This is a genomic window from Collimonas sp. PA-H2, assembly GCF_002564105.1.
Taxonomy (GTDB): domain Bacteria; phylum Pseudomonadota; class Gammaproteobacteria; order Burkholderiales; family Burkholderiaceae_D; genus Collimonas.
In genome coordinates this window covers 547,015-572,363 of sequence record NZ_PDBX01000001.1, presented here as the reverse complement: position 1 = coordinate 572,363, position 25,349 = coordinate 547,015, and the positions used below count along the sequence as shown (strand labels likewise).

Sequence of the window (25,349 nt, the reverse complement as noted above, 5' to 3'; positions counted from 1 at the left end):
GCAGCTCCTACCGGATCCTCAGTTAAGCATATGTCCTCACCCAATTCAAACGGCGACCTGCGTCCCGATCCGGACGCTTTGCTGGCGCAACTGCAGGTGCAGGAGAGTCTGGCCGGACGCGGTAAGTTGCGCATCTATTTCGGCGCTTCCGCCGGCGTCGGCAAAACCTACGCCATGCTCAGCGCGGCGCATAAATTGCATAGCGAGGGGCGCGAGGTATTGGCCGGGGTTATCGAGAGCCACGGCAGGGCGGAAACTGCGGCCTTGCTGAACGGCCTGGAGCTGCTGCCGCTCAAGCAGGTGGAATACCGCGACAAGCAGCTGCCGGAATTCGACCTGGACGCGGCGCTGCAGCGCAAGCCGTCGCTGATCCTGGTCGACGAGCTAGCCCATTCCAACGCTTCCGGTTCGCGCCATCCAAAACGCTGGCAGGATGTGGAAGAACTGCTGAACGCCGGCATCGACGTTTTCACCACGCTGAACGTCCAGCATCTGGAAAGCCTGAACGACGTAGTGGGGGGCATCACCGGCATCCGGGTGGCGGAAACCCTGCCGGATACGGTATTCGATGCGGCCGACGAAGTGGTGCTGGTGGATTTGCCGGCCGATGAGCTGCTCAACCGGCTCAAGCTCGGCAAGGTATACAAGCTGCCGCAGGCCGAACGCGCTTCGCGCAATTTTTTCCGCAAGGGCAATCTGATCGCCTTGCGCGAACTGGCCTTGCGCCGCACTGCCGACCGCTTGCAGGGCGATGTCCAGGCTTATCGCATCGAAAAATCGATAGGCGCGGTGTGGCAAACCGATGCCGCGCTGCTGGCCTGCGTCGGACCATCTCCCAACGCGGAACATGTGATACGCAGCACGGCCCGGCTGGCGACCCAGCTGAATGCCGAATGGCATGCGATCTATGTCGAAACGCCGAAATTACAGCGGCTGCCCTCGGCCAGGCGCGAGCGCATCCTGAAGACGCTCAAGCTGGCGCAGGACCTGGGCGCCACTACGGCAGTATTGGCGGGCAACGATGTCGCCGGTGTCATGGCAGGCTATGCGCGCAGCCACAATTTTTCCAAGATCATCATCGGCCGCAGCCAGCGCCAGTTTCCCTGGCAGCCGAATCACGCCGCGCGCATCGCAGCTCAGGCCAGCGATATCGACCTGATCGAAATCGGCGTGCCGCCGGCCAGCGCGGCGGCCAAGGCAGAGGATGCCGCCGGCCGCAGTTTTCCACGCCACCTGCCCAAGCAAAGCCGGATCGAATGGTGGGGCTACGGCTGGGCGCTCGGCGTATGCGCATTGGTCACCTTGCTGGCGACGCCGATACTGCCGTTTTTCGACCTCGCCAACATCGTCATGCTGTATCTGCTGGCTGAGGTGCTGATCGCCATCCGCTACGGCCGCGGGCCGGCGATTTTCGTGGCGCTGCTGAGCATTGCTTCCTTCGATTTCTTTTTCGTGCCGCCGCGCTTTTCCTTCGCCGTCAGCGATTTCCAGTACCTGCTGACCTTCGGCGTGATGCTGGCGGTGGGTTTGACGATCACCCATCTGACCACCGGTCTGCGCTACCAGGCTCGCATTGCCTCTGATCGTGAAGCGCGTTCGCGCGCCTTATTCGAATTCGCCCGCGCCTTGTCGGGTGTCTTGCAAACCGAACAGATATTTGAAACCAGCCGCCAGTTCCTGCAGCGCAGTTTCCAGGCCAAGACCTTGCTGCTGATACCGGACGATGCCGGCCGCTTGCAGTTGCCGGCGGCGATTCCGGAGGAGGTTGTCAATGTCGCCGCCGCGCTCGACATGGGCATCGCCCAATGGGCCTTCGACAATGCCAGCAGCGCCGGCATCGGCACCGATACGCTGCCGGCCAGTAATTACCTGTATCTGCCGCTGGTGGCGCCGATGCGCACCCGCGGCGTGCTGGCGATCCTGCCGCACAGCCGGCGCTGGATCCTGATCCCGGAGCAGCAGCAACAGCTGTATACCTTCGCCACCCTGACTGCGATTGCGCTGGAACGGGTGCACTATGTCGAAGTGGCGCAGGACGCGCTGGTGCGGATGGAATCGGAGCGCTTGCGCAATTCACTGCTGTCGGCGCTGTCGCACGATTTGCGCACGCCTTTGACGGCGCTGATCGGCTTATCCGAATCGCTGGTGCTGTCGAAGCCGCCGCTGCAGGAAAACCAGCAGCTGCTGGCCGGCGCGCTGCACAGCGAGATGCTGCGCATGAGCGCGCTGGTCACCAATCTGCTGGACATGGCCAGGATCCAGAGCGGCGAGGTGAAGCTGAACCTGCAATGGCAACCGTTTGAAGAGGTGGTCGGCAGTGCGCTGCGCGCCAGCGGTTCGGTATTGCTGGGGCATCAGACAGAAATCCGGGTGTCGCATGAGCTGCCGCTGATCCGCTTCGACGCGGTCTTGATTGAGCGCGTGCTGTGCAACCTGCTGGAAAACGCCGCCAAGTACACGCCGCCCGGTTCGCATATCGTGTTGGCGGCGGTGGTGAATGGGCGCTTGCTGGCGGTCACGGTATCGGATGACGGCCCCGGGCTACCCAGCGGCATGGAAGACGCCATATTCGAGAAATTCACGCGCGGCGAGCGCGAATCGGCCAAGCCCGGCGTCGGTTTGGGACTGGCGATCTGCCGTGCGATCGTGGAAGCGCACGGCGGCACCATCCACGCCCGCGGCGCCCATGGCGTCGGCGCCGAGTTCATCTTTACCATCCCGCTCGGGACACCGCCCAGCATGCCCGATCTGGAAGAGCATGAGCTCAGGATGGATGTAGCAGGCAATGGCATCGGCAATACAGGCAATACGGAGAAAACATGACGACGCAACCAACCCCGATCGCATTACTGGTCGAAGACGAACCGCAGATACGGCGCTTTGTGCGCGCTGCGCTGGAAGATGAAGGCTGGCAGATCTTTGAGGCGCAGACCATGCAGCGGGGCCTGATAGATTGCGGCACCCGCAAGCCCAACCTGGTGATTCTCGACCTCGGCTTGCCGGATGGCGACGGCGTCGATTTCATCCTGGATGTCAGGAAATGGTCGCGCGTACCCATCATCGTGCTGTCGGCGCGGGGCAATGAAGCCGACAAGATCAAGGCGCTGGATGCAGGCGCCGACGATTACCTGAGCAAGCCGTTTGGCGTCGGCGAGCTGCTGGCGCGGGTGCGCGCCACGCTGCGCCGGCAGCACCAGCCGCTGGCCGGCGACGACGGCCTGATCCGCTTTGGCGACGTCACGCTGGATTTGCAGGCGCGGCTGGTCACCAAGGCGCAGCAGCCGGTGCACCTGACGCCGACCGAGTACCGCCTGCTGACGGTGCTGGTCGCCAATGCAGGACGGGTGGTGACCAACCCGCAATTGCTGAAAGAAGTATGGGGACCGTCGCATTCCGAGAGCGGCCACTACCTGCGGATTTATATGGGACACTTGCGGCAGAAACTGGAAGACGATCCGGCCCAGCCCAAGCATTTGCTGACCGAGACCGCGGTTGGCTACCGCATCCTGCTTTCCCAATGAAATCAATGTAAACGAGCGGAGACGAACATGGCGCGACCGGAGTGTATAAAGAACTGGCAAGAGATTAAAGGCGCGGACGATTCGCACTATCCCGACAGCGCTGAGCTGATGTCCATCGGTTCGCCGTTCGGCCGCAGCTTCGGCTTGAAAAGGATAGGGATCCACCATGAGGTGCTGCCGCCCGGCCGCCGTACTTCCTGGCCGCACGCAGAGAAGACCGAGGAAGAATTCGCCTATGTGATCGAAGGCACGCCAGACGTATGGCTGGACGGTCATCTGCACCGGCTGGCGCCGGGCGACGGCGTCGGTTTCGCTACCGGCACCGGCCTCGCGCATACCTTCATCAATAACACCGAAACCGATGTGCGGCTGCTGGTGGTGGGCGAGTGCTTCCGCGCCGACAACCAGGTAATCTATCCTTTGCATCCGGCGCGCAACGCCGCGATCGGCAGCCAGTACTGGAGCGATGCACCGCAGGATCCACTCGGTCCTCATGACGGCTTGCCCGACAAATTGCGGCAGTCAAACGGTCCTTTCTGAATTGTGTATAGTGCTTCAACCACACACCATCACAGGATCAATTCATGCCAAATCGAGAACGTGTTGAAAGTTTTATAAAACTGGTTGTGCAAGGCAAATACGTGGAAGCGATCGAGGAGTTTTATACCGAAGACGCCTCCATGCAGGAAAACCAGGAGCCGCCGCGCAAGGGAATGCAGTTGCTGATGGCGGGCGAACAAAAGGCAATGTCGGCGGTCAAGGAAATCCGCACGCTGGCGGTCAAATCCTTCCTGATCGACGGCGACCGCGTCGCCATCAACTGGCTGTTCGAGATCGAACTGCCGGACGGCCGCAGTTTCCGGCAAGATGAAATCGCCTACCAGGTCTGGCGCGGCGACAAGATTGCGGAAGAACAGTTTTACTACGATCCGGGCCAGCGCAAGCCGGCCTGACCCTGCTGTCCTGCCGGTTTTCCGAAATAGGTGTAAACTACCCGCCAGACAGATGCATCACTGCGTGCATCTGTCTTTTTGTTTACCCTACGGTTATCGGCAGTGCAACGTACTCTCCTCATCCCGCTGATTGTTGCTTGTGCGCTGTTCATGGAAAACATGGACGCGACGGTGATTGCCACCTCTTTGCCGGTGCTGGCGCACGACCTCGGACAAGATCCGCTTACCCTGAAACTTGCCTTGACCTCGTATGTGGTCGGCCTTGGCGTCTTCATTCCTATCAGCGGCTGGATCGCCGACCGCTTCGGCGCGCGCACCGTGTTCCGTTCGGCGATCCTGGTATTCCTGTGCGGTTCGCTGATGTGCGCCGCCTCCAGCTCGCTGGCGGCATTTGTCGCCGCCCGTTTCTTGCAGGGCATAGGCGGCGCCATGATGGTACCGGTCGGCCGCATCGTGATTTTCCGCGCGGTGCCGCGCACTGAGCTGGTCAAGGCCATCAGCTACCTGACCATTCCATCGCAGCTGGGACCGGTGATCGGGCCGCCGCTGGGCGGCTTCATCACTACCTATTTCCACTGGCGCTGGATCTTCCTGATCAACGTGCCGATCAGCATCCTGGGTATGTACCTGGCCAGCAAATACATAGAGAATTACCGTTCCGACGATTTGCAGCCGCTCGACATGAAGGGCTTCGTGCTGTCGGCGGTCGGTAGTACGCTGCTGATGCTGGGCCTGTCGATGATCGATGGCGAACTGCTGGCGTCGGAATGGGCGTTCGCCATGTGCGTAGCGGGTGGCCTGACCTTGTATGTGTATCTGCTGCACGCGCGGCGTGAGCCGTTTCCGCTGCTGGATTTGCGACTGCTGCGGATCCCGACTTTCCGCGCCAGCGTGCTGGGCGGCTCGCTGTTCCGCATCGGCCTTGGCGCGGTGCCGTTCCTGCTGCCGCTGGCCTTGCAGGTCGGTTTCGGCATGAATGCCTTCCATGCCGGCACCATTACCTGCGCTTCGGCCTTCGGCGCGATCTTCATGAAAGCCATCGGCACCTCGGTGCTGCGCCGGTACGGCTTCCGTTCGGTGCTGATCTGGAATGCGGTGCTGGCCGGGCTGGCGCTAGCCTCGTACGGCTTGTTTACGCCGACCACGCCGTACCTGGTGATGATGGCGGTGGTCTTGCTGGGCGGTTTTTTCCCTTCCATGCAATTCACCTGTCTCAACACCATGGCTTACGCCGACCTGGATAGCGCCGACGTCAGCCGGGCTACCAGCCTGGCCAGCGTGGTGCAGCAGATTTCCCTGGGATTGGGAGTAACGATAGGCGGCCTGGCGGTGCATTTTTCCAGCCGCCTGCAAGGCCATTCGACCATTGTTGCGGGCGATTTCTGGCCAGCCTTCATCGTCATCGGACTGTTCTCGATGGCCTCGATTCCGGTGACGCGGCGTTTGCCCCTCAACGCCGGTGCGGCATTGACGGGGCATAAGCCGGCGTAGGGCGACTTCTGATTAGTTGAGATAACGCGAGTCATCTGGGGTCAGAGTCGACTTTCGCGGCGCTTTATCGCGAAACTCGACTCTGACCCCACATGACGGATTCGGAGAAAGAACGAGCGCGTTGCTGGATTTTTTCTGACGACGAGAGGTATGTACTCCGTGGTCCGCTAAGTGAGGTCAGAGTGAAGTTTCTGCAAAAAACGCGCAGAAAATTCACTCTGACCCCAGTTAGCTACGTGTGCTACGCGCGATGAAAGGCCTTGATATTTAGACTTCCGCAATACGCTTGGCGATATGTTCCAGCGCTTCTTCCACCTGGTCGACCAGGATCAGGCACAAATCGCCTGGCGACAGATGCGACAACGCAGTATCGATGGCGATGAATTCGCCGTTGATTTCCTCGATGGCAGTGGTGCGTCGGGCATTCTTCAAGCCCTCGCGCAACAGGCCCAGCACTTCGCCGTCGGCGCGGCCGCGCTGGCACTGGTCCTGGTAAAGAATCACTTCATCGAAGGCCTCGCCCAGGATTTCAGTCTGGTGGCGGATATCGATATCGCGGCGGTCGCCGGCGCCGCTGATGACTACCGAGCGGCGTTTGGCCGGCATGCTGTCGATTGCCTTCACCAGCGCCTGGATGGCGTCCGGATTGTGGCCGTAGTCGGCGATCAGGGTGGCGCCGCGATACTCGAATACATTGAAACGGCCGGGCGCTGTGGCGGCATCGTTGACAAAGCTGGCCAGGCCGGCGCGTATCACATCCCAGTCCAGATTCAAGGCCCAGGCGGCGGCGATGGCGGCCATGGCGTTCTCGACCTGGAAGCCGATGCTGCCGTTGCGGGTCAACGGGATTTCCTGCAGCAGCAGGCGGTGTTCCTGCTTGCCCTTGGCGGCGACGATGGCGTTGCCGTCCTGATACACCACTCGATGGCCCTGGGCGCGATGGGTGGTCATCAGCGGGTGATGGAAATCATGGGCGAAGAAGGTGATCGAACCCGGGCAGGCTTTGGCCATGCTGGCCACCATCGGATCGGCGGCGTTCAGGACCGCATGACCAGCAGGCGCGACGTTTTCGACGATGACGCGTTTGACCACGCTCAAGTCTTCCACCGTGCTGATGAAGCTCAGGCCGAGATGGTCGCCCATGCCGATATTGGTGACTACGGCGACGTCGCAGCGGTCGAAACCCAGGCCTTCGCGCAGGATGCCGCCGCGCGCGGTTTCAAATACCGCGGCGTCGACGTCCGGATGCATCAGTACATTACGGGCGCTGCGCGGACCGCTGCAGTCGCCGGTGTCGATGCGTTGCTTTTCGATGTAGACGCCGTCCGAATTGGTCATGCCGACGCGCAGGCCTTTGCGGCCCAGCAGGTGGGCAATCAGGCGCACGGTGGTGGTCTTGCCGTTGGTGCCAGCTACCGCGACCAGCGGAATGCGGCCATTGTCGCCGTCTTCAAACATGGTTGACATGATGGCGGCGCCGACCGCGCGGCCCTTGCCGTACGAAGGACTGATATGCATGCGCAGGCCGGGCGCGGCGTTGACTTCGACCACGCCGCCTTCCTGTTCTTCCAGCGGCTGGTGGACGTTGTTGCAGACCACGTCGACGCCGCAGATATCGAGGCCGACCATCTGCGCGGCCGCAACGGCGCGCGCCGCCAGTTCCGGATGCACATCTTCGGTGACGTCGGTGGCAGTGCCGCCGGTGCTCAGGTTGGCATTGTTGCGCAACACCACGCGCGTGCCTTGCGGCGGCACCGAGTCGGCAGCGTAATTCTGTTTCGCCAGCGTCGCCAGGGCGATCGCATCGAAGCGGATCTTGGTCAGCGAGGTGGCATGGCCTTCGCCGCGCAGCGGATCGCTGTTGACATGGTCTACCAGCTGACGGATGGTGCGCACGCCGTCGCCGATCACTTGCGGAGGATCGCGGCGGGCCGCAGCTACCAGATGGTTGCCGACCACCAGCAGACGGAAGTCATGGCCGGGCAGGTAGCGTTCGACGATCACTTCCGAGCAGATTTCGGAAGCCACGGCGAAAGCCGCCATGACCTGCTCGCGCGCGGTGATGTTGACTGCCACGCCTTTGCCCTGGTTGCCGTCGCGCGGCTTGAGCACCACCGGGCTAGCGATTTCCTGGGCCGCGGCCCAGGCTTCTTCGGCAGTGGAAACGACGCGCCCCATAGGCACCGGCACGCCGGCGGCGTTCAGCAGCTTCTTGGTCAGGTCCTTGTCTTGCGCGATCGACTCGGCGATGGCGCTGGTGTGATTGGTTTCCGCAGCCTGGATGCGGCGCTGGCGGCTGCCCCAGCCGAACTGCACCATGCTGCCGCCGGTCAGGCGGCGGAATGGAATGCCGCGTGATACCGCGGCTTGCACGATGGAGCCGGTGCTAGGGCCGAGGCGGATGTCTTCATCCAGTTCCTGCAGGCGCGCCAATGCGCTTGCTAGGTCGAAAGGCTGGTCCGCCAGCGCCGCCAGGCACAGCTCCTGCGCCAGCTGGAAAGCCAGCCGGCCGACTTCTTCTTCGCTGTATTCGACGATCACCTGATAGACGCCGGCTTCCAGCGTCGGTACGGTGCGGCTGAAGGTGACCGGACAACCGGCTTCCGACTGCAACCCAAGCGCGGCGATTTCCAGGGCATGGGCCATGGACACCACTTCGTTCTTGCCGGTCGCCTCCAGGAAACCGATTTGTGGAAAGCGTTCACGCAGCTTGGCCTCGAAACCGGCGATGCCGGCAATGGCGCGCTCGGCTTCGGTGCAGGACACAATGGCTTCAATAGCGGTATGTCGACTCCACAGATTGGGGCCGCGAAGTACTCGGATACGTGATACGTCCATCGACAGGTTTTCCTAATTTTCTGATTATTCTGATTTCTGGTTTTTGCTTAAACAAGCAAGGTGCTAAGTCATCTCGAAAGTTTCAATCCCGGCGCGCATCAAGTCGTGCGAGATGTCCAGCGCCCATGCCGCGGCAACCGCCGCCAGCACGTTTTCTATCTGGAAGCGATCCTTGCTGCGGCTAATCAGCGGCACGGTGGTGATATCCGCCAGCAGTAGTTCATTCTTGCCGGTGGCCAGCATGATCTGGTCGTTGCGGATGAACACCGCGCGCTTGTTCTTTTCGAGATGCTCGGCAATCACCGGCAGGGCAGGATCGATGCCGAAGAAAATCACTTCGCCGTCGCACAGCGACGCCATGTCGGCCACCAGCGCATCGGCGGCGTTCAGCACCGCGACGCCGGTCGGCAGCACGACGTCGACCTGGGTGCGGGTGACTTTCACCATTTCCTCGGCGTCGCCGATGTAGTACTGCGGCAGGCTGTCGTTGGCGGCGATGTTGGTGACCACGCCAACCTGGCAGCGGTCATACACCAGGCCTTCCGACAAGATAGTGTCGTGGCTGTTTTCAAAGACAGCTGCTTGCACCGCGCGGTTGATCAGCACCCGTTGCGCCGATTCCCAGTTGGCGCAATCGCCTTTTTCCACCCGGCGCTGGGCGAAATAGAGGCCGTCGCCGCAAGCCAGGCCGACATGGTTGCCGCTCAGGTGCAGCTGCCACGCGATCAGGCGCGAGACGGTGGTTTTGCCGTGGGTGCCGGAGACGCCGACGATAGGGATGCGGCCATTGTCGGCAGCGGCGAACAGATGTTCGATAATGGCTCTGCCGACCGGGCGCGGCCGGCCTTCGGCCGGCTTCAGGTGCATCAGCAGGCCGGGGCCGGCGTTGACTTCGACGATGGCGCCGCGCTGTTCTTCCAGCGGACGGGAAATATCTTCCGCCACCAGGTCGACGCCGGCGATATCCAGGCCGACCACGCGCGCCGCCAGAGAGGCGGCAGCGGCGACGCTCGGATGCACCAGGTCGGTGACGTCGATCGAAACATTGCCGTTGCGTTGTATCAGTACTTGTTTGCCGGCCGGTGGAATCGAATCGCCGCTGTAACCCTGGCGTTCCAGTTCAACCCGCACCACTGGTTCCTGGTCCAGCAGCACCAGGCTGAGCGGGCATTCTTCCAGCTCGCCGCGGCGCGGATCGGAATTGATCTGGCTTTCTATCAGTTGCAAGATGGTGGAGCTGCCGTCGGCCGTTACCGACAAGGGCTCGCCGCGAGCAGCGGCTGCCAGGCGGCCGCCAACGATCAGCAGGCGGTGTTCGTTGCCGCGGATGAAGCGCTCGACGATCACGCTGCTGCCTTCTTCCAGCGCTAGCGTGTAGGCGGTTTCGATTTCTTCGCGGGTATTGAGGTCGATGAAGACGCCGCGGCCATGATTGGCGTCGGTGGGCTTGACCACCACCGGCAGGCCGATGTCTTCCGCCGCTTCCCAGGCTTCTTCCGGGCTTTCCACGACCTGGCCTTCCGGCACCGGTACGCCGCAGGCTTGCAGCAGGGTCTTGGTCAGGTCTTTGTCGCTGGAGATGCTTTCGGCGATGGCGCTGGTCTGGTCGGTTTCTGCGGTCCAGATGCGGCGCTGGCGGATGCCGTGGCCGAGCTGCACCAGGTTACCGTCAGTCAAGCGGAAAGAGGGGATGCGGCGTTCGTCCGCGGCTTCGACGATGCAGGCGGTGCTGGGGCCCAGGCAACGCGAGTCGACCATGGTGCGCAGCGAAGCGATAGTGGCGGGGACGTCGAACGGCTTGTCTTCAATCGCGGCCATCACCATGTCGCGCGCAGCGTGCAGGGCGGCGCGGGTGACTTCTTCGTGGCGCGCCCGCACTGCTACTTTATAGACGCCGCGCACTGAAGTGCTGCGGGCCTTGCCGAAACCACCCGGCATGCCGGCCAGGTTTTGCAGTTCCAGGGTGACGTGTTCGAGGATGTGGCCAGGCCAGGTGCCGTCTTGCAGGCGCTGTACAAAACCGCCGCGTTCGCCGTAGCTGCAGCGGTGTTCAATCAGGGATGGCAGCCAGCCGGTCAGGCGCTGGTTGAAGCCGGGCAGGGTATTGGAGGGGAAATCTTCCAGTTCGCCTATGTCGATCCACGCCTCAAGGGTTGATCTATACGTCCATATATTCGGTCCGCGCAGGGACATGATACGGAGAATTTCAATGTTTTTCATGAGTCAGCAATGAGGCTATAGGCGTGTGCCAAAAAGGGCTGGCCAAATGGCCATTCGTGGATCCGGAACGATTGCGCGTGCCGGTTTCAACACCCTGCAGTAACTTGTAACGCGCTAAAGCGCGGTTTGGTTTACATCGGATTACTAAATAATAATGTCCAAAAAGATAGTGTTATTTAGTAACGAAGCGTAACGTTTCCAGAAAACCCGATAGGATATAATACTTGCGGCAGACGATGTGCGCCATTTTTGGCCTGTTCTCAATATGTTGGCAGTGCGAGCGTGCGCTAAGCGACGCCTGCAGTAGCTCCCGCAGGAGCGTGTCAAATAATTGTCATCATGTTCCAAGGCGGTTTCACACAAAATTCCATCCGGTCCGTTAGCCATTATGCGCGCGGACACACCATGCCGTTTAGATGAAAAGCAACCCAATATCCCCAATATCCCGAGCCGGTAATTATTTATCACATAATTTACCCGCTGCAATACCTGCCGCTTTACGTGCCGAAGTGATAACTCAGCTTGCCCCGGCCGAGGAAATCCTTGCGTCCCTGGCAATCGATCTCAACGCCTCGCTGCATTTTGCGCAAGGGCTGGTGCTGGTCACCAATCAGCGCGTACTGGCCAAGATGGCCGACGACAGCAGCTGGCGCGACTGGAGCTACCGCTCCGGCCTCAAGCTTGGTCATCACGATCATGCCGGCGTCGGCAGCCTGGAGTTATATGACGAGCAACAGCAGCTGGCAAGCTGGCGCTATACGCTGGGCTTGAATCTCGATGCGCTGCGCCTGATCAAGGTCTTTGAGCAGCAGCGCGACGACCGGCTGGCGGGGCGTTCGGCCCTGCGCGAAGAGCAGGCCACTTGCCCTCAATGCGGTGCGCCGCTGCCCGCGGACAGCGAGGAATGCCTGATCTGTCCCGAAAAAAGCGCGGCGCCTTCGTCGACCTGGGCCTTGTTCCGCCTGGCGCGCTTCGCCACGCCTTACAAGGGCATGCTGCTGCTGGGTTTCGTGCTGATGCTGATTTCTACCGCCGCCACTCTGGTGCCGCCTTATTTGATGGGGCCCTTGATGGACAATGTGCTGATTCCTTATCAGAACGGCAAGCCCATCAATACCGATCTGGTCAAGCTGTATCTGTCCGGACTGCTGGCTTCCGCGCTGGTGGCCTGGAGCCTGGGCTGGGCCCGCACCTATATATTGGCGCTGGTCAGCGAGCGCATCGGCGCCAATCTGCGCACCACCACCTATGAACACCTGTTGCGCCTGTCGCAGGAATATTTCGGCGGTAAGCGCACCGGCGACCTGATGGCGCGCATCGGTTCGGAAAGCGACCGCATCTGCGTTTTCCTCTCCCTGCATCTGCTGGACTTCGCCATCGACGTCCTGATGATCATCATGACCGCGGTGATCCTGTTCTCGATCAACCCGTGGCTGGCGCTGGTGACCCTGGTGCCGTTGCCGTTCATCGCCTGGATGATCCACCTGGTGCGCGACCGCCTCAAGCACGGTTTTGAAAAGATCGACCGCATCTGGGCCGAAGTCACCAATGTGCTGGCCGACACTATCCCCGGCATCCGGGTGGTCAAGGCTTTCGCCCAGGAAAAGCGCGAAGCCACGCGTTTCCGCGACGCCAACCAGCACAACCTGCTGGTCAACGACCGTGTCAACAAGATCTGGTCGCTGTTTTCGCCGACGGTGACCTTGCTGACCGAAATCGGGCTGCTGGTGGTCTGGGTATTCGGTATCTGGCAGGTCTCGAAGAATGAAATCACGGTCGGTGTGCTGGCCTCGTTCCTGGCCTATATCAGCCGTTTCTATACCCGCCTCGATTCGATGAGCCGGATTGTCTCGGTGACGCAAAAGGCGGCGGTCGGCGCCAAGCGTATTTTCGAGATTCTCGATCACGTCTCCAGTGTTCCCGAGCCGGCCAATCCGGTCCATCTGGAAAACGTCAAGGGCGCCATCGAATTGCGCGACATCGGTTTCCGCTACGGCAACCGGGCCGTGATGCGCGGCGTCAATCTGGACATCAAGCCGGGCGAGATGATCGGCCTGGTCGGGCACAGCGGTTCCGGCAAGAGCACACTGGTGAACCTGATCTGCCGCTTCTACGACGTCTCGGAAGGATCGATACGCATCGATGGCGTCGATATCCGGGCTATGCCGATCTCGGAATACCGCCGCAATATCGGCCTGGTTCTGCAGGAACCGTTCCTGTTCTTCGGCACTATCGCCGAGAACATCTGCTACGGCAAGCCCGAGGCTACGCGCGAGGAAATCGTCGCCGCCGCCCGTGCCGCCCATGCCCATGAATTCATCCTGCGCCTGCCGCAAGGCTATGACTCGCTGGTCGGCGAGCGCGGCCAGGCGCTCTCGGGCGGCGAGCGCCAGCGTATTTCGATCGCGCGCGCGCTGCTGATCGATCCGCGCATCCTGATCATGGACGAGGCCACCTCGTCGGTGGATACAACAACCGAAAAAGAAATCCAGAAAGCGCTCGATAATCTGGTGCAGGGGCGCACCACGATTGCGATCGCGCACCGCCTGTCGACCTTGCGCAAGGCCGACCGCCTGGTGGTGCTGGACCGCGGCCAGATCGTCGAAGTCGGCAGCCATGACGAACTGATGCTGCGCGAAGGCGCCTACTACCGCCTGTACCAGGCGCAGTTGCGTAATCCCGAAGGCGAAGGCGAGCCGCAACTGGTCGATGAAGACAGCGAAGAGAACGTATGACGACACATGATTTCAAATTAAGCCGCAACGCTTTCGGCCGCCTGGTGTATACCGCCGCCGATGGCGCGGTGCATGAAGGGGTGGTGCCGGTGCGGGCCTTTCCGATTGGCGCGCCGGACGACGGCTTGTCGCTGGTCAGCGCCGACGGCCACGAACTGTCCTGGATCAGCCGCTTGTCGGATTTGCCGGATGAGACCCGGGCGATGGTCGAAAAAGAACTTGCCAGCCGCGAGTTCATGCCGGAAATCAAGCGCATCCAGAGGGTGTCCAGCTATACCGCGCCTAGCATCTGGTATGTGGAAACCAATCGCGGCGATGCCTCTTTCACGCTCAAGGGCGAAGAGGATATTCGCCGTATCGTGGCGACCAGCCTGCTGATCGCCGACAGCCACGGCGTGCAGTTCCTGATCCGCGATACGCAGGCGCTGGACAAGGCCAGCCGCAAGATACTGGATCGTTTCCTGTAATTGCTATCACGTGTGGGCACTTGTGCCCACGCGGCATTCCTGACTTCCTAGAACTGCTCGTCGGCGCCCAGGTAACGCCACTGCCCCTCAGGCAGATTCCCCAGCTTCACGCCGCCGATCCGCACCCGTTTCAAGCCCAGCACCTTCAAGCCGACCATATCGCACATGCGGCGGATCTGGCGCTTCTTGCCTTCGCGCAGGGTAAAGCTCAGCTGATCCTCGTTTTGCCATTTGACGATGGCTGGCTTGAGCCGTTTGCCGTCCAGCGTCAGGCCGTGGTTGAGGCGGCGCAGCTCGGCATCGGGCAGCTTGTCGCCCTTGGTGTAGCGCACCCGCACCAGGTATTCCTTGTCGACGCTGGTCTCTTCGCCGATCAGATGCTTGGCGATGCGGCCGTCCTGGGTCAGCACCAGCAGGCCGACCGAGTCGATGTCGAGGCGGCCGGCGGGCACCAGGCTGCGCAGCTGGGTAGGATGGAACAGGGTAGGCGAGCGGTCTTCGCTCCAGCGGTTGGCTTCCTTGATCAGAGCCACCGCGGGCTGGTAGCCGTCTTCGGCCTGGCCGCTGACAAAGCCGACCGGTTTGTTGATCAGGATGGTGACGCGTTTCGATTGCTCGGCGGCGGCCTGGCGCTCCACGCTGATGCGCTGGCTCGGCAGCACCTTGCTGCCGAGTTCCGAGACGACGATACCGTCGACCCGTACCCAGCCGCGCGCGATCCACTCGTCGGCCTCGCGGCGCGAGCATAGCCCGAGTTCTGACATGCGTTTGGAAAGGCGTAGTGGTTCAGTCATGGCGTGCTAAAAAAAGAAAATTAAAAAAATATCGTCGGCTATATCAATCAGCTACATCAGCCAGGTCAGATATGCAGGGCATCCAGCAGATCGGTCTCAAGCTGGATCTGCATGCGTGCATGGTTGAGCGCGTTGCCGTCCACCAGGAAGACGTCTTCGACGCGCTCGCCGAGGGTCATGATCTTGGCGGTATGCAGGTTGATCTTGTGCTTGGCCAGCACGCTGGCGACCGAGTACAGCAGGCCGGTGCGGTCGTTGGCGGTGATCGACAGCAGATAGTATTGGCCACGGTCGTCCGGCCGCAGGTCGACGGTTGGCGTCAGCGGGAAGGTGCGCGAGAGCCGCGACAGGCGCCCGCGCGACGCTGCCGGCAAGGCGCTGTCGGTTTGCAGCAAGGCGGTCAGTTCATGCTCGATCAGGTTGATGATGTCGCGGTAGTGCTTGGCGAACAGCGGCGCGCTGATCAGGAAGGAGTCGAGCGCATAGCCGTGGCGCGTGGTCTGGATCTTGGCATCCAGGATGCTGAAATTCTTGCTGTCGAAATAGCTGCAGATGCGGATGAACAGGTCGCTGCGGTCCTTGGTGTAGACCGCCACCTGCAAGCCTTCGCCGATCGGCGCCAGGCGGCATTTGACGATAGGCGCCGGGCTGTCGATCTGGTTATAGAAGGAGCGGGTTTGCCAGGCGATATCGGAGGCGTCATGGCGCAGGAAGTAAGCGACGTCGAGCTGCTGCCACAGCGCTTCATGGGCGTCCGGTGGCAAGCCGTACAGGCGCAGGGTCTTTAGTGCTTCTTCCTGGCGGTTCTTCAGTTCGCGGTCGGCCGACGGCGTCTCGCCGCCCAGCACGCGCAGGGTCATGCGGTACAGGTCTTCCAGCAGCTTGCCTTTCCAGGCGTTCCACACCTTCGGGCTGGTGCCGCGGATGTCGGCTACCGTCAGCAGGTACAGCGCGGTCAGGTGGCGTTCATCCTTGACCGTGCCGGCAAAGTGCAGGATCACCTCCGGGTCGGACAAGTCCTGCTTTTGCGCCACTTGCGACATGGTCAGGTGATGCTCCACCAGGAACACCACCAGCGCCGTATCTTGCGGCGCCAGGCCATGGTGCTGGCAGAAATGCAAGGCGTCGGTCATGCCCAGCTTGGAATGGTCGCCGCCGCGGCCCTTGGCGATATCGTGGAACAGGGCGGCGACATATAGCAGCCAGGGACGCGGAAAATTGGCGATCAGCTGGCTGCAGAACGGGTATTCGTGGGCGTGCTCGCTCATGGTGAAGCGGCGTACATTGCGCACCACCATCAGGATGTGCTGGTCGACGGTGTAGACGTGAAACAGGTCGTGCTGCATCTGGCCAACGATGCGCCGGAAGTTCGGCAGGTAGCGGCCCAGGATGCTGGTCTGGTTCATGCCGCGTAGGGCGTGGGTAATCCCTTGCGGCGCCTGGATGATCTGGATGAACAGCGAACGGTTGACCGGATCGCGGCGGAAGGCGTTGTCGATCTTGACGCGCGCATGCCATAGCGCACGCCGGGTGCGCGCCGTCATGTCGCGCAGCTCGCTGTGCTGGGCCAGCAGCAGGAACAGTTCCAGCATGGCCGACGGCGTGGTCTTGAACAGGTCGTCGTGGGCGATGTCGATCAGGCGGTTGAGGTGGTTGAAGCGGTCGTTGATACGCTGCGGCACCATCGGCTGCGGGAACAGCTGCACTTCAATGTTTTGCAGCAGGATGGTGTTGAGCTGGGTCACAGCCTTGGCGGCCCAGTAGTAGCGCTGCATCAGGTATTCGCTGGCGCGCCGCGTTTCGGTGGTCTGGAAGCCGAGCGCTTCGGCGATCGGCGTCTGCACGTCGAACACCAGGCGGTCTTCGCGCCGGTTGGTGTAGATGTGCAGGCGGATGCGGATATCCTTGAAGGCGCGCTCTTGGCGCGACAGCTGGCGCGCTTCCGCCGCCGTGATCAGGCCGTGCTTGGCCAGCTTGGGCCAGGACTCGCCCAGCCCGGCGGCTTTGGCCACCCATAGGATCACCTGCAAGTCGCGCAGGCCGCCCGGGCTTTCCTTGCAGTTCGGCTCCAGGCTGTAGGGCGTGTCTTCATACTTGACGTGGCGCTGGCGCATTTCCAGGATTTTTTCCTGGAAAAAGGCGCAAGGGTCCATCGCCGCGTTGCAGCGTTCCTGCAACTGGTGGAACAAAGCGTGATTGCCGGTCACCAGGCGCGCTTCCAGCAAGCTGGTCTGCACCGTGATGTCGGCGGCTGATTCGCTCAGGCACTCGTCGACGGTGCGGATGCTGTGGCCGATCTCCAGGCCGATGTCCCAGAACAGCTGGACCAGCTGTTCCAGGCGCGGTTTCAGTTCGGCGTCGGGCGCAGCGCCGAGCAGGATCAGCACGTCGACGTCGGAGTGCGGGAACAGTTCGCCGCGGCCGTAGCCGCCGACCGCCACCAGCGCTGCCGATGCCGGCAAGCCGAGCATTTTCCAGGCCTGGGTGAGGGCCAGGTCGACGCTGCGCCGCAGCGCCGTCAGCAGTTCGCCGGGTTTGCCCTCTGCCAGGAAGGCAGAGATGATGACTTGCCGCTCGGTTCTAAGCTGTTGTTTCAGGGTCGCGGCAAGTGTGGTCATGTACGGCGTTCGGTGCTTTGAATATAGATATGATCAGGCGGCAGCGGCCTGCTGGACGAATGCCGGCGGCGGCGGCGTGCCCGCCGAGACGGTCAGCACTTCGTAGCCGGTTTCGGTCACCAGCACGGTATGTTCCCATTGCGCGGAGAGGCTGCGATCCTTGGTCTTGATGGTCCAGCCGTCGCCCATTTCGCGGATGTCGCGGCGGCCGGCGTTGATCATCGGCTCGACCGTGAAGATCATGCCGGCTTCCAGCCGTTCCAGCGTGCCAGGGCGGCCATAATGCAAGACTTGCGGTTCTTCGTGGAATACCTTGCCGATGCCATGGCCGCAGAATTCGCGCACCACGCTGTAGCCGGCTTTCTCGGCGTGCTGCTGGATGACGTGGCCGATATCGCCCAGATGCGCGCCGGGTTTGATCTTGGCGATCCCCAGCCACATGCACTCATAGGTGATGTCGCCCAGGCGCTTGGCCATGATCGACGGCTCGCCGACATAGAACATGCGGCTGGTGTCGCCGTGGTAGCCGTGCTTGATGATGGTGATGTCGAGATTCACCACATCGCCGTTCTTCAAGACCTTGTCGCCTGGAATGCCGTGGCAGATGACATCGTTGACCGAGGTGCAGATGGCTTTCGGATACGGGGTATAGCCGGGCGGGCAGTAGTTGAGGGGGGCCGGGATCGAATCTTGCACGTTTGTCATGAACTCGTGGCACAAGCGGTCCAGCTCGCCGGTGGTCACGCCGGCTTTGACGAAGGGCGTGATGTAGTCGAGCACCTCGGAGGCCAGCTTGCCGGCGATGCGCATGCCGGCGATATCCTCGGCGGTTTTGATGGAAATAGTGGTCATAGGTATGGAATAATTCTGAGAAATAAGGGCAAATCCGCGTTTAAGTGCACAATAGCGCACAAAACAGCCGTAAAAACAGGCGAAAACGGCCGGGATTCATTCAGGTAACGATTATAGACGAGCATCACAAGATGCGCTGAAAGATATGCCTGCCGGGACTTGAAGAAGTCCTGGGTTTTAGGTTACAATCTTGGGTTAGCTCGAATTGCTATTGGGCTATACCGTAGTTCTTAGTCTTAATTGTAGGTAGGTTTTTTTAAATACGAAACGCGAATCCGCTCGAAAAGGGTGCTGTTTCCGCCGCTAGGCAAAACAGTGACTGAGCAGATTCCAGACCCAACCCTGGAGAAAATTATGTCCGTAACAATGCGTGAAATGCTGGAAGCCGGTGTCCACTTCGGTCACCAAACCCGTTTCTGGAACCCAAAGATGGCGCCGTTCATCTTCGGTCACCGCAACAAGATTCACATCGTCAACCTGGAAAAGACCCTGGGCATGTACCAAGAGGCGATGAAGTACATCCGCCAATTGTCGTCCAACCGCGGCAACATCCTGTTTGTCGGCACCAAGCGCCAAGCGCGCGAAATCGTTGCTGCTGAAGCAGCACGTTCGGGTTCGCCTTTCGTCGACCAACGCTGGTTGGGCGGCATGCTGACCAACTTCAAGACCATCAAGACATCGATCAAGCGCCTGAAAGAAATGGAAGCTTCGATTGAAGACGGTTCGGTTGAGAAACTGAGCAAAAAAGAAGGCCTGATGTTCCAACGCGAGCTGATCAAGCTGCAAAAAGCTATCGGCGGCATCAAGGACATGGGCGGCATTCCTGACGCAATTTTCGTGATCGACGTCGGCTACCACAAGGGCGCCATCACCGAAGCCGCTAAACTGGGTATCCCGGTTATCGGCGTGGTTGACACCAACCATTCGCCAGACGGCGTGACTTACGTCATCCCTGGCAACGACGACTCGTCCAAGGCAATCGCTTTGTACGCTCGCGGTGTTGCCGATGCCATCCTGGAAGGCCGCGCCAATGCAGTGAACGACGTAGTTGAAGCCATCAAGGGCGCAGCTGGCGACGAATTCGTTGAAGTTAACGACCAGGCTTAAGCCCTGCATCTGAGGTTTTACACTTCAGAATAAAAAAGGGGGCGTGGTTGCCCCTTTTTTTGTATCACTTGCTGGTGTTACATTTGCGTTACATCAGAGTTACACCGAAACTACCTGAATATATTTTGAATGACGGCGCACCGGTTGTTGGCCGCACTGCATGGCAGTAGCGGATCGCCGGTACAGCGTCAACTGAGCTAGGAGAATAGTATGGCGGCAATTACAGCAGCACTGGTAGGCGAACTGCGCGCAAAGACTGATGCGCCAATGATGGAATGCAAAAAGGCGTTGACCGAAGCTGGCGGCGACATGGACAAGGCAGAAGAAATCCTGCGCGTCAAACTGGGCGGCAAGGCTTCCAAGGCTGCTTCCCGCGTGACAGCGGAAGGCGTTGTGGCAGCATACATCGCCGGCGGCGTCGGCGCCCTGGTCGAAGTCAACTGCGAAACCGACTTCGTGACCAAGAACGACGACTTCCTGGCCCTGGCGAATGCCTGCGCTAAGCTGGTTGCAGAAAAAAATCCGGCCGACGTGGCTGCCTTGTCGGCCCTGCCTCTCGACGGCAGCACCGTTGAAGAGACACGCGCTGCCCTGATCGGCCGTATCGGCGAAAACATGTCGATACGCCGTTTCACCCGTTTCGACACTGCCGCCAAGCTGGTTTCCTACCTGCACGGCACACGCATCGGCGTGATGGTTGAATTCGACGGCGCTGACGAACAAGTCGGTAAAGACGTAGCCATGCACATTGCTGCGATGAAGCCGGTTTCGCTGTCGTCCGAGCAAGTGCCGGCCGATCTGATCGAAAAAGAGCGTTCGGTGGCAACCCTGAAGGCAGCCGAATCCGGCAAGCCTGCAGATATCGCCGCCAAGATGATCGAAGGCTCGGTGCAGAAATTCCTGAAGGAAGTTTCCCTGCTGAACCAGACTTTCGTCAAAAACGACAAGCAAACTGTTGAACAAATGCTGAAGGCTACCAACACCAGCATTAAAGCGTTCACCATGTTTGTGGTCGGTGAAGGCATCGAGAAGAAACAAGATGACTTCGCTGCAGAAGTTGCAGCGACAGTTGCTGCGGCCAAGCAGGCGTAAGCAAGAATACGGGCCGAAAGGCCCGTTTTTTTGGCTCTGCGGAATTTTCTTCCCAAGCCACGGACTAAGGAATGCCTTGCCGGATCGCTGCTCTCTGAAGAGGGCTGGGAAATGGCAGGAACCGGCTCCGATTATCCAAAAAAGAGCCTGATAGTAGATTTTGCTGCAGTTTGGCCTGACAATGGCGCTGCAGTGCTTCAGCTAGGCGTGAATAAAACACAATATCAATCGGAAAGCCACAAGGGGCCCAGACCATGACAAAACCAGCTTACAAGCGTGTTCTCCTGAAACTCTCCGGTGAAGCCCTGATGGGCGATGACGCCTACGGCATCAATCGTGCAACGATTGAGCGCATGGTGGCCGACGTCGCCGAAGTCGCCAAGCTTGGCGTCGAACTGGCGATCGTGATCGGCGGCGGCAATATTTTCCGCGGCGTCGCGCCTGGCGCCCAGGGCATGGACCGCGCTACCGCAGACTACATGGGCATGCTGGCGACGGTGATGAATTCCCTGGCGCTGGCGGACGCCATGCGCCAGATCGGCCTCACCGCACGCGTCATGTCGGCCATCAGCATCGAACAGGTAGTAGAACCATACGTGCGCCCTAAGGCGTTGCAATATCTGGAAGAAGACAAGGTTGTCATTTTTGCAGCAGGCACTGGCAATCCTTTTTTCACCACCGACACCGCAGCGGCGTTGCGCGGTTCGGAAATCGGCGCCGAAATCGTGCTGAAGGCGACCAAGGTCGACGGCGTCTACAGCGCGGATCCAAACAAGGATCCGACCGCAACCCGTTATTCGCACATCACGTTTGACGAAGCGATCACCAAGCATCTGCAAGTCATGGACGCCACCGCCTTTGCGCTGTGCCGCGACCAGAAGCTGCCGATCAAGGTGTTTTCCATCATCAAGCCGGGCGCGCTGAAGCGCGTCATCCTGGGCGAAGATGAAGGCACCTTGGTACACGTATAAAATATTTAGCCGATTTGTAAGAATTGCGCACATCTGTTGCGCAATTCCCTTACGTGGATAAGATTTAGCCAACTTAATACAATTTGTTTTAGTAGAGGAGAGCAGCATGAGCATTGCTGACGTGAAAAAGAATACCGATCAAAGAATGCAAAAGTCGCTGGAGACTTTGCGAGCCGACCTGGCCAAGGTACGTACCGGCCGCGCCCACACCGGCATTCTCGATCACATCATGGTCGATTACTACGGTAGCCCCGCCAATTTGAGCCAGGTCGCCAACGTGACCCTGATCGATGCGCGCACCATCGGTGTGCAGCCGTTTGAAAAGAAAATGATTGCGGTGGTAGAGAAAGCCATCCGCGAATCGGACCTGGGCCTGAATCCATCGACCCAGGGTGAACTGGTGCGGGTGCCGACGCCGGCGCTGACGGAAGAGCGCCGCAAGGAGATGGTCAAGCTGGTCAAGGGCGAAGCGGAAGATGCTAAAATTGCAATCCGCAATATCCGCCGCGACGCCAACGAAGGCTTAAAGAAGCTGGTCAAGGACAAGGAGTGTTCGGAAGACGACGAGCGCCGCGCGCAGGATGAAATCCAGAAGCTGACTGACAAATTCGTTGCCGAAATTGACAAGCAAGTGGTCGATAAAGAAAAAGAGATCCTGACGGTTTAACTCTAGCGCGGTGTTTCGCCCATAATGACACTTAATAAACGGCGTCTTTTCGTGCCATGCGTCGTTGCAAATCCTGGCGATAGTCCACTATCGCTCCGGTTTGCGTCTAGCCTGGCGCGAAAACACACCATTTCTTAAGCGCCATTATGGGCGAAACACCGCACTAGGTCCGACAGCACTATCTGCGCAGGGTGGGCATCTCATGTCCACCCTGCGCATTCTTTCTTACTGATTATTTATGGCCCATTCAAGTTCCACGCAAACGCTGCCTGCCAGCCCGACAGTGCCAAAGCACGTAGCCATCATCATGGACGGCAACGGCCGCTGGGCCACCAGCCGCTTTCTGCCGCGCGTCGCCGGCCACGGCAAAGGCGTCGAAGCAGTGCGCGCCGCGGTAGAAGCCTGTGCCGCGCGTGGCGTTGAATACCTGACGCTGTTTGCTTTCAGTTCCGAGAACTGGCGTCGGCCGGCCGATGAAGTATCGCTGCTGATGCGTCTGTTCATGGTGGCGCTGGAACGTGAAGTCGGCAAGATGCACGCCAACGGCATACGCCTGAAAGTGGTGGGCGACCTCAGCCGTTTCGACGACAAGCTGCAGCAGATGATCGATAACGCCGAGCGCAAGACCGCCGGCAATACCACCATGACGGTCACCATCTGCGCCAACTATGGCGGCCGCTGGGATGTCATGCAGGCGGTGCAAAAGATGTTGGCTGCCCGCGCCGCCAGCGGTGCGCCGGTGCTCGCGGGGGCGGATGCGTTTTCCGAGGACGAGCTGGCGCAGCACCTGGCGATGGCCTATGCGCCCGAGCCGGACCTGTTCATCCGCACCGGCGGCGAGCAGCGCATTTCCAATTTCCTGTTGTGGCAACTGGCCTACAGCGAACTCTACTTTACCGATACCTACTGGCCGGATTTCGGCGCCGACGAGCTGGACAAGGCGATTGCCTCTTACCAGCAGCGCGAGCGGCGCTTCGGGCGCACCAGCGCGCAACTGGTTGAACAGGCTTCCTGATGCTAAGAACACGTGTCATCACGGCGTTACTGTTATTGGCGCTACTGCTGCCAATCTTGTATTTCAATTATTACCCTGCATTTGCCGTCGTCTCGACGCTGTTTTTCGGCGCCGCGATCTGGGAGAGCGCCCGCATTTTCGGCGCCTCGGCTAAAGCCGCGCTGGCATGGGGGCTGGCTGCCCTGATCCTGTTCGGCGCTGTGCTGTATGCCGGCAGCGGCCCTAATATACGTCTGCTGTTCACGCTGTGCGTGGCAATCTGGTGCTTCCGTTTCGTGCCGTCCCTGGCGTTTGGCTTGCCGGCATTGCCTAGCCTGGGCAACCGGCTGATTGCGGCGACTTACGCCATCGCCATATTTGGCTGTTTCCTCGCAATTGTCGTATTGTTCCATCATTCGCCCATGTATTTGCTGTCGGTGCTGGTGATCGTCTGGGCTGCCGATATCGGCGCTTATTTTTCCGGCAAGGCTTTCGGCCGCCATAAGCTGGCGCCGTCGATTTCCCCCGGCAAGTCCTGGGAAGGCGCCGTCGGCGGCTGGATCCTGGTGCTGCTGATGGCGGTGGGCTTCAGTTTCACGCCGGCGCTGGCCGATACTTTCCCGATGCGCCTGCTGGCGACCTGGGGCTGGGCAGGATTGCTGGCAGCCATGACTGTACTGGTGGCCGCCAGTGTCGCCGGCGATTTGTTCGAGTCCATGCTCAAGCGCCGCGCCGGCATCAAGGACAGCAGCAACCTGCTGCCGGGCCATGGCGGCGTGCTGGACCGGGTCGATGCCCTGATCCCGGTGTTGCCGCTGGCGGCTTTGTTGAGTTTCTGGTTCTAGGTCGGGTATGCAAAATATTACTATTCTCGGCTCCACCGGTTCGATCGGCATGTCGACGCTGGATGTGCTGGCGCGCCATCCGGAGCGCTATTCAGTGTATGCACTGACGGCCCACAGCAGGGTGGAACAGCTGGCGCAGCAATGCCTGCAGTTCAAGCCCCAGGTGGCGGTGGTCGGCAGCGCCGCTGCGGCACAGCAGCTGAGCCGCCTGCTGCAGGCGCAGGCCCCCCAGATCGAAGTACTGCACGGCGCCGCGGCTTTATGCCAGGTTGCCAGCGCCCCGGCTTGCGATGCCGTGATGGCTGCAATTGTCGGCGCCGCCGGCCTGGAGCCGACCCTGGCTGCCGCCAAGGCTGGCAAGAAGGTCCTGCTGGCGAACAAGGAAGCCCTGGTCATGTCGGGCCAGCTGTTCATCGACACCGTCAAGCAGAGCGGGGCAGTGCTGCTGCCTATCGACAGCGAGCACAATGCGATTTTCCAGTGCCTGCCGCATAACTATCAGCGTTCGCCGGCGGCGCTCGGGGTCGAAAAGATCCTGCTGACGGCATCCGGCGGTCCGTTCCTGACGCGGCCGCTGGATACCATGGAGACGGTGACGCCGGCAGAAGCGATTGCCCATCCCAAATGGGTCATGGGCCGCAAGATCTCGGTCGATTCCGCCACCATGATGAACAAGGGCCTGGAAGTGATCGAGGCGCACTGGCTGTTCGGCGCCGCCGCCAGCCAGATCGAAGTGGTGATCCATCCGCAAAGCGTGATCCATTCCATGGTGTCGTATATCGACGGTTCGGTGCTGGCGCAGCTCGGCAACCCCGACATGCGCACGCCGATCGCCCATGCGCTGGCCTATCCCGAGCGCATCGCCTCCGGCGTCAGCCCGCTCGACCTGACGGTGATCGGGCAATTGCAGTTCAGCCGGCCTGACCTGCAGCGTTTTCCCTGCCTGAAACTCGCGTATGATGCATTGTTGGCCGGCGGTTCGGCCGCAACCATATTGAACGCCGCGAATGAAGTCGCGGTCCAAGCTTTTCTGGATGAGAAAATCGGATTCGGCATGATCGCTCAATTAATCGCTCGCACCATGGACAGCTTGCCGCTATGCGCGGTGACCGATATAGATATGTTGCTTGAGCAAGACCGCCTGGCGCGCCAGACCGTCAATGCCCTGATATCCTGACCATACC

At 60.5% G+C, this 25,349-nt stretch carries 19 protein-coding genes; 14 read left to right on the top strand and 5 right to left on the bottom strand.

Features of this window, described 5'->3' with window-relative positions:
- Positions 1-30 precede the first annotated feature (30 nt).
- The 5 genes from kdpD to BCF11_RS02610 all read left to right on the top strand — a co-directional run bounded on the left by kdpD (position 31) and on the right by BCF11_RS02610 (position 5,965).
- Entirely contained in the window at positions 31-2,823 is a 2,793-nt protein-coding gene (gene kdpD / locus BCF11_RS02630; RefSeq protein ID WP_098493363.1) for a two-component system sensor histidine kinase KdpD, read from the top strand.
- On the top strand, positions 2,820-3,521 hold the full coding sequence (gene kdpE / locus BCF11_RS02625; RefSeq protein WP_098493362.1) for a two-component system response regulator KdpE: 702 nt from the start codon (positions 2,820-2,822) through the stop codon (positions 3,519-3,521). Before kdpD ends, kdpE begins: the two co-directional genes overlap by 4 nt.
- 27 nt (positions 3,522-3,548) lie before the next feature.
- On the top strand, positions 3,549-4,061 hold the full coding sequence (locus BCF11_RS02620) for a cupin domain-containing protein (RefSeq protein WP_098493361.1): 513 nt from the start codon (positions 3,549-3,551) through the stop codon (positions 4,059-4,061).
- Between the two features lie 44 nt (positions 4,062-4,105).
- On the top strand, positions 4,106-4,474 hold the full coding sequence (locus BCF11_RS02615) for a nuclear transport factor 2 family protein (protein WP_098493360.1): 369 nt from the start codon (positions 4,106-4,108) through the stop codon (positions 4,472-4,474).
- A gap of 102 nt (positions 4,475-4,576) precedes the next feature.
- On the top strand, positions 4,577-5,965 hold the full coding sequence (locus tag BCF11_RS02610) for an MFS transporter (RefSeq protein ID WP_255407770.1): 1,389 nt from the start codon (positions 4,577-4,579) through the stop codon (positions 5,963-5,965).
- A gap of 267 nt (positions 5,966-6,232) precedes the next feature.
- Here the strand turns inward: BCF11_RS02610 and cphA (BCF11_RS02605) are convergent, their stop codons facing one another.
- Both cphA (BCF11_RS02605) and cphA (BCF11_RS02600) read right to left on the bottom strand, forming a co-directional pair.
- A complete protein-coding gene (gene cphA, locus BCF11_RS02605) occupies positions 6,233-8,803 on the bottom strand; it encodes a cyanophycin synthetase (protein WP_098493358.1) in 2,571 nt (856 codons plus the stop codon).
- A 63-nt stretch (positions 8,804-8,866) separates the two neighbouring features.
- Positions 8,867-11,023: a cyanophycin synthetase gene (gene cphA, locus BCF11_RS02600; protein WP_098493357.1), complete on the bottom strand. Its 2,157-nt coding sequence runs from the start codon at positions 11,021-11,023 to the stop codon at positions 8,867-8,869.
- A 416-nt stretch (positions 11,024-11,439) separates the two neighbouring features.
- Here cphA (BCF11_RS02600) and BCF11_RS02595 point away from each other — a divergent pair, with 416 nt between their 5' ends.
- Both BCF11_RS02595 and BCF11_RS02590 read left to right on the top strand, forming a co-directional pair.
- On the top strand, positions 11,440-13,758 hold the full coding sequence (locus tag BCF11_RS02595; RefSeq protein ID WP_233212342.1) for an ABC transporter ATP-binding protein: 2,319 nt from the start codon (positions 11,440-11,442) through the stop codon (positions 13,756-13,758).
- Positions 13,755-14,225: a DUF1854 domain-containing protein gene (locus tag BCF11_RS02590; protein WP_098493356.1), complete on the top strand. Its 471-nt coding sequence runs from the start codon at positions 13,755-13,757 to the stop codon at positions 14,223-14,225. The genes BCF11_RS02595 and BCF11_RS02590 overlap by 4 nt, the downstream gene beginning before the upstream one ends.
- 47 nt (positions 14,226-14,272) lie before the next feature.
- Here BCF11_RS02590 and BCF11_RS02585 read toward each other — a convergent pair whose 3' ends face one another.
- From BCF11_RS02585 to map, 3 genes are all read right to left on the bottom strand, one after another.
- Positions 14,273-15,019, bottom strand: coding sequence for a pseudouridine synthase (locus BCF11_RS02585; RefSeq protein WP_062117539.1), 747 nt, complete (start codon positions 15,017-15,019; stop codon positions 14,273-14,275).
- A gap of 65 nt (positions 15,020-15,084) precedes the next feature.
- A complete protein-coding gene (locus BCF11_RS02580; protein WP_098493355.1) occupies positions 15,085-17,637 on the bottom strand; it encodes a [protein-PII] uridylyltransferase in 2,553 nt (850 codons plus the stop codon).
- 33 nt (positions 17,638-17,670) lie between these two features.
- Complete coding sequence (gene map, locus BCF11_RS02575) at positions 17,671-18,489, bottom strand: type I methionyl aminopeptidase (protein WP_061942280.1); 819 nt, start codon at positions 18,487-18,489, stop codon at positions 17,671-17,673.
- A gap of 354 nt (positions 18,490-18,843) precedes the next feature.
- Here map and rpsB point away from each other — a divergent pair, with 354 nt between their 5' ends.
- From rpsB to ispC, 7 genes are all read left to right on the top strand, one after another.
- Complete coding sequence (gene rpsB, locus BCF11_RS02570) at positions 18,844-19,596, top strand: 30S ribosomal protein S2 (protein ID WP_014005317.1); 753 nt, start codon at positions 18,844-18,846, stop codon at positions 19,594-19,596.
- A gap of 210 nt (positions 19,597-19,806) precedes the next feature.
- On the top strand, positions 19,807-20,688 hold the full coding sequence (tsf, locus tag BCF11_RS02565; RefSeq protein ID WP_098493354.1) for a translation elongation factor Ts: 882 nt from the start codon (positions 19,807-19,809) through the stop codon (positions 20,686-20,688).
- A gap of 254 nt (positions 20,689-20,942) precedes the next feature.
- A complete protein-coding gene (gene pyrH / locus BCF11_RS02560; RefSeq protein ID WP_038491057.1) occupies positions 20,943-21,659 on the top strand; it encodes a UMP kinase in 717 nt (238 codons plus the stop codon).
- Positions 21,660-21,765: 106 nt separating this feature from the next.
- Positions 21,766-22,326: a ribosome recycling factor gene (frr, locus tag BCF11_RS02555; RefSeq protein ID WP_098493353.1), complete on the top strand. Its 561-nt coding sequence runs from the start codon at positions 21,766-21,768 to the stop codon at positions 22,324-22,326.
- 238 nt (positions 22,327-22,564) lie between these two features.
- On the top strand, positions 22,565-23,341 hold the full coding sequence (gene uppS, locus BCF11_RS02550; protein ID WP_098493352.1) for a polyprenyl diphosphate synthase: 777 nt from the start codon (positions 22,565-22,567) through the stop codon (positions 23,339-23,341).
- A complete protein-coding gene (locus BCF11_RS02545) occupies positions 23,341-24,165 on the top strand; it encodes a phosphatidate cytidylyltransferase (RefSeq protein WP_098493351.1) in 825 nt (274 codons plus the stop codon). Before uppS ends, BCF11_RS02545 begins: the two co-directional genes overlap by 1 nt.
- 7 nt (positions 24,166-24,172) lie before the next feature.
- Positions 24,173-25,342, top strand: coding sequence for a 1-deoxy-D-xylulose-5-phosphate reductoisomerase (gene ispC, locus BCF11_RS02540; protein WP_098493350.1), 1,170 nt, complete (start codon positions 24,173-24,175; stop codon positions 25,340-25,342).
- The last annotated feature ends 7 nt before the right edge of the window (positions 25,343-25,349 follow it).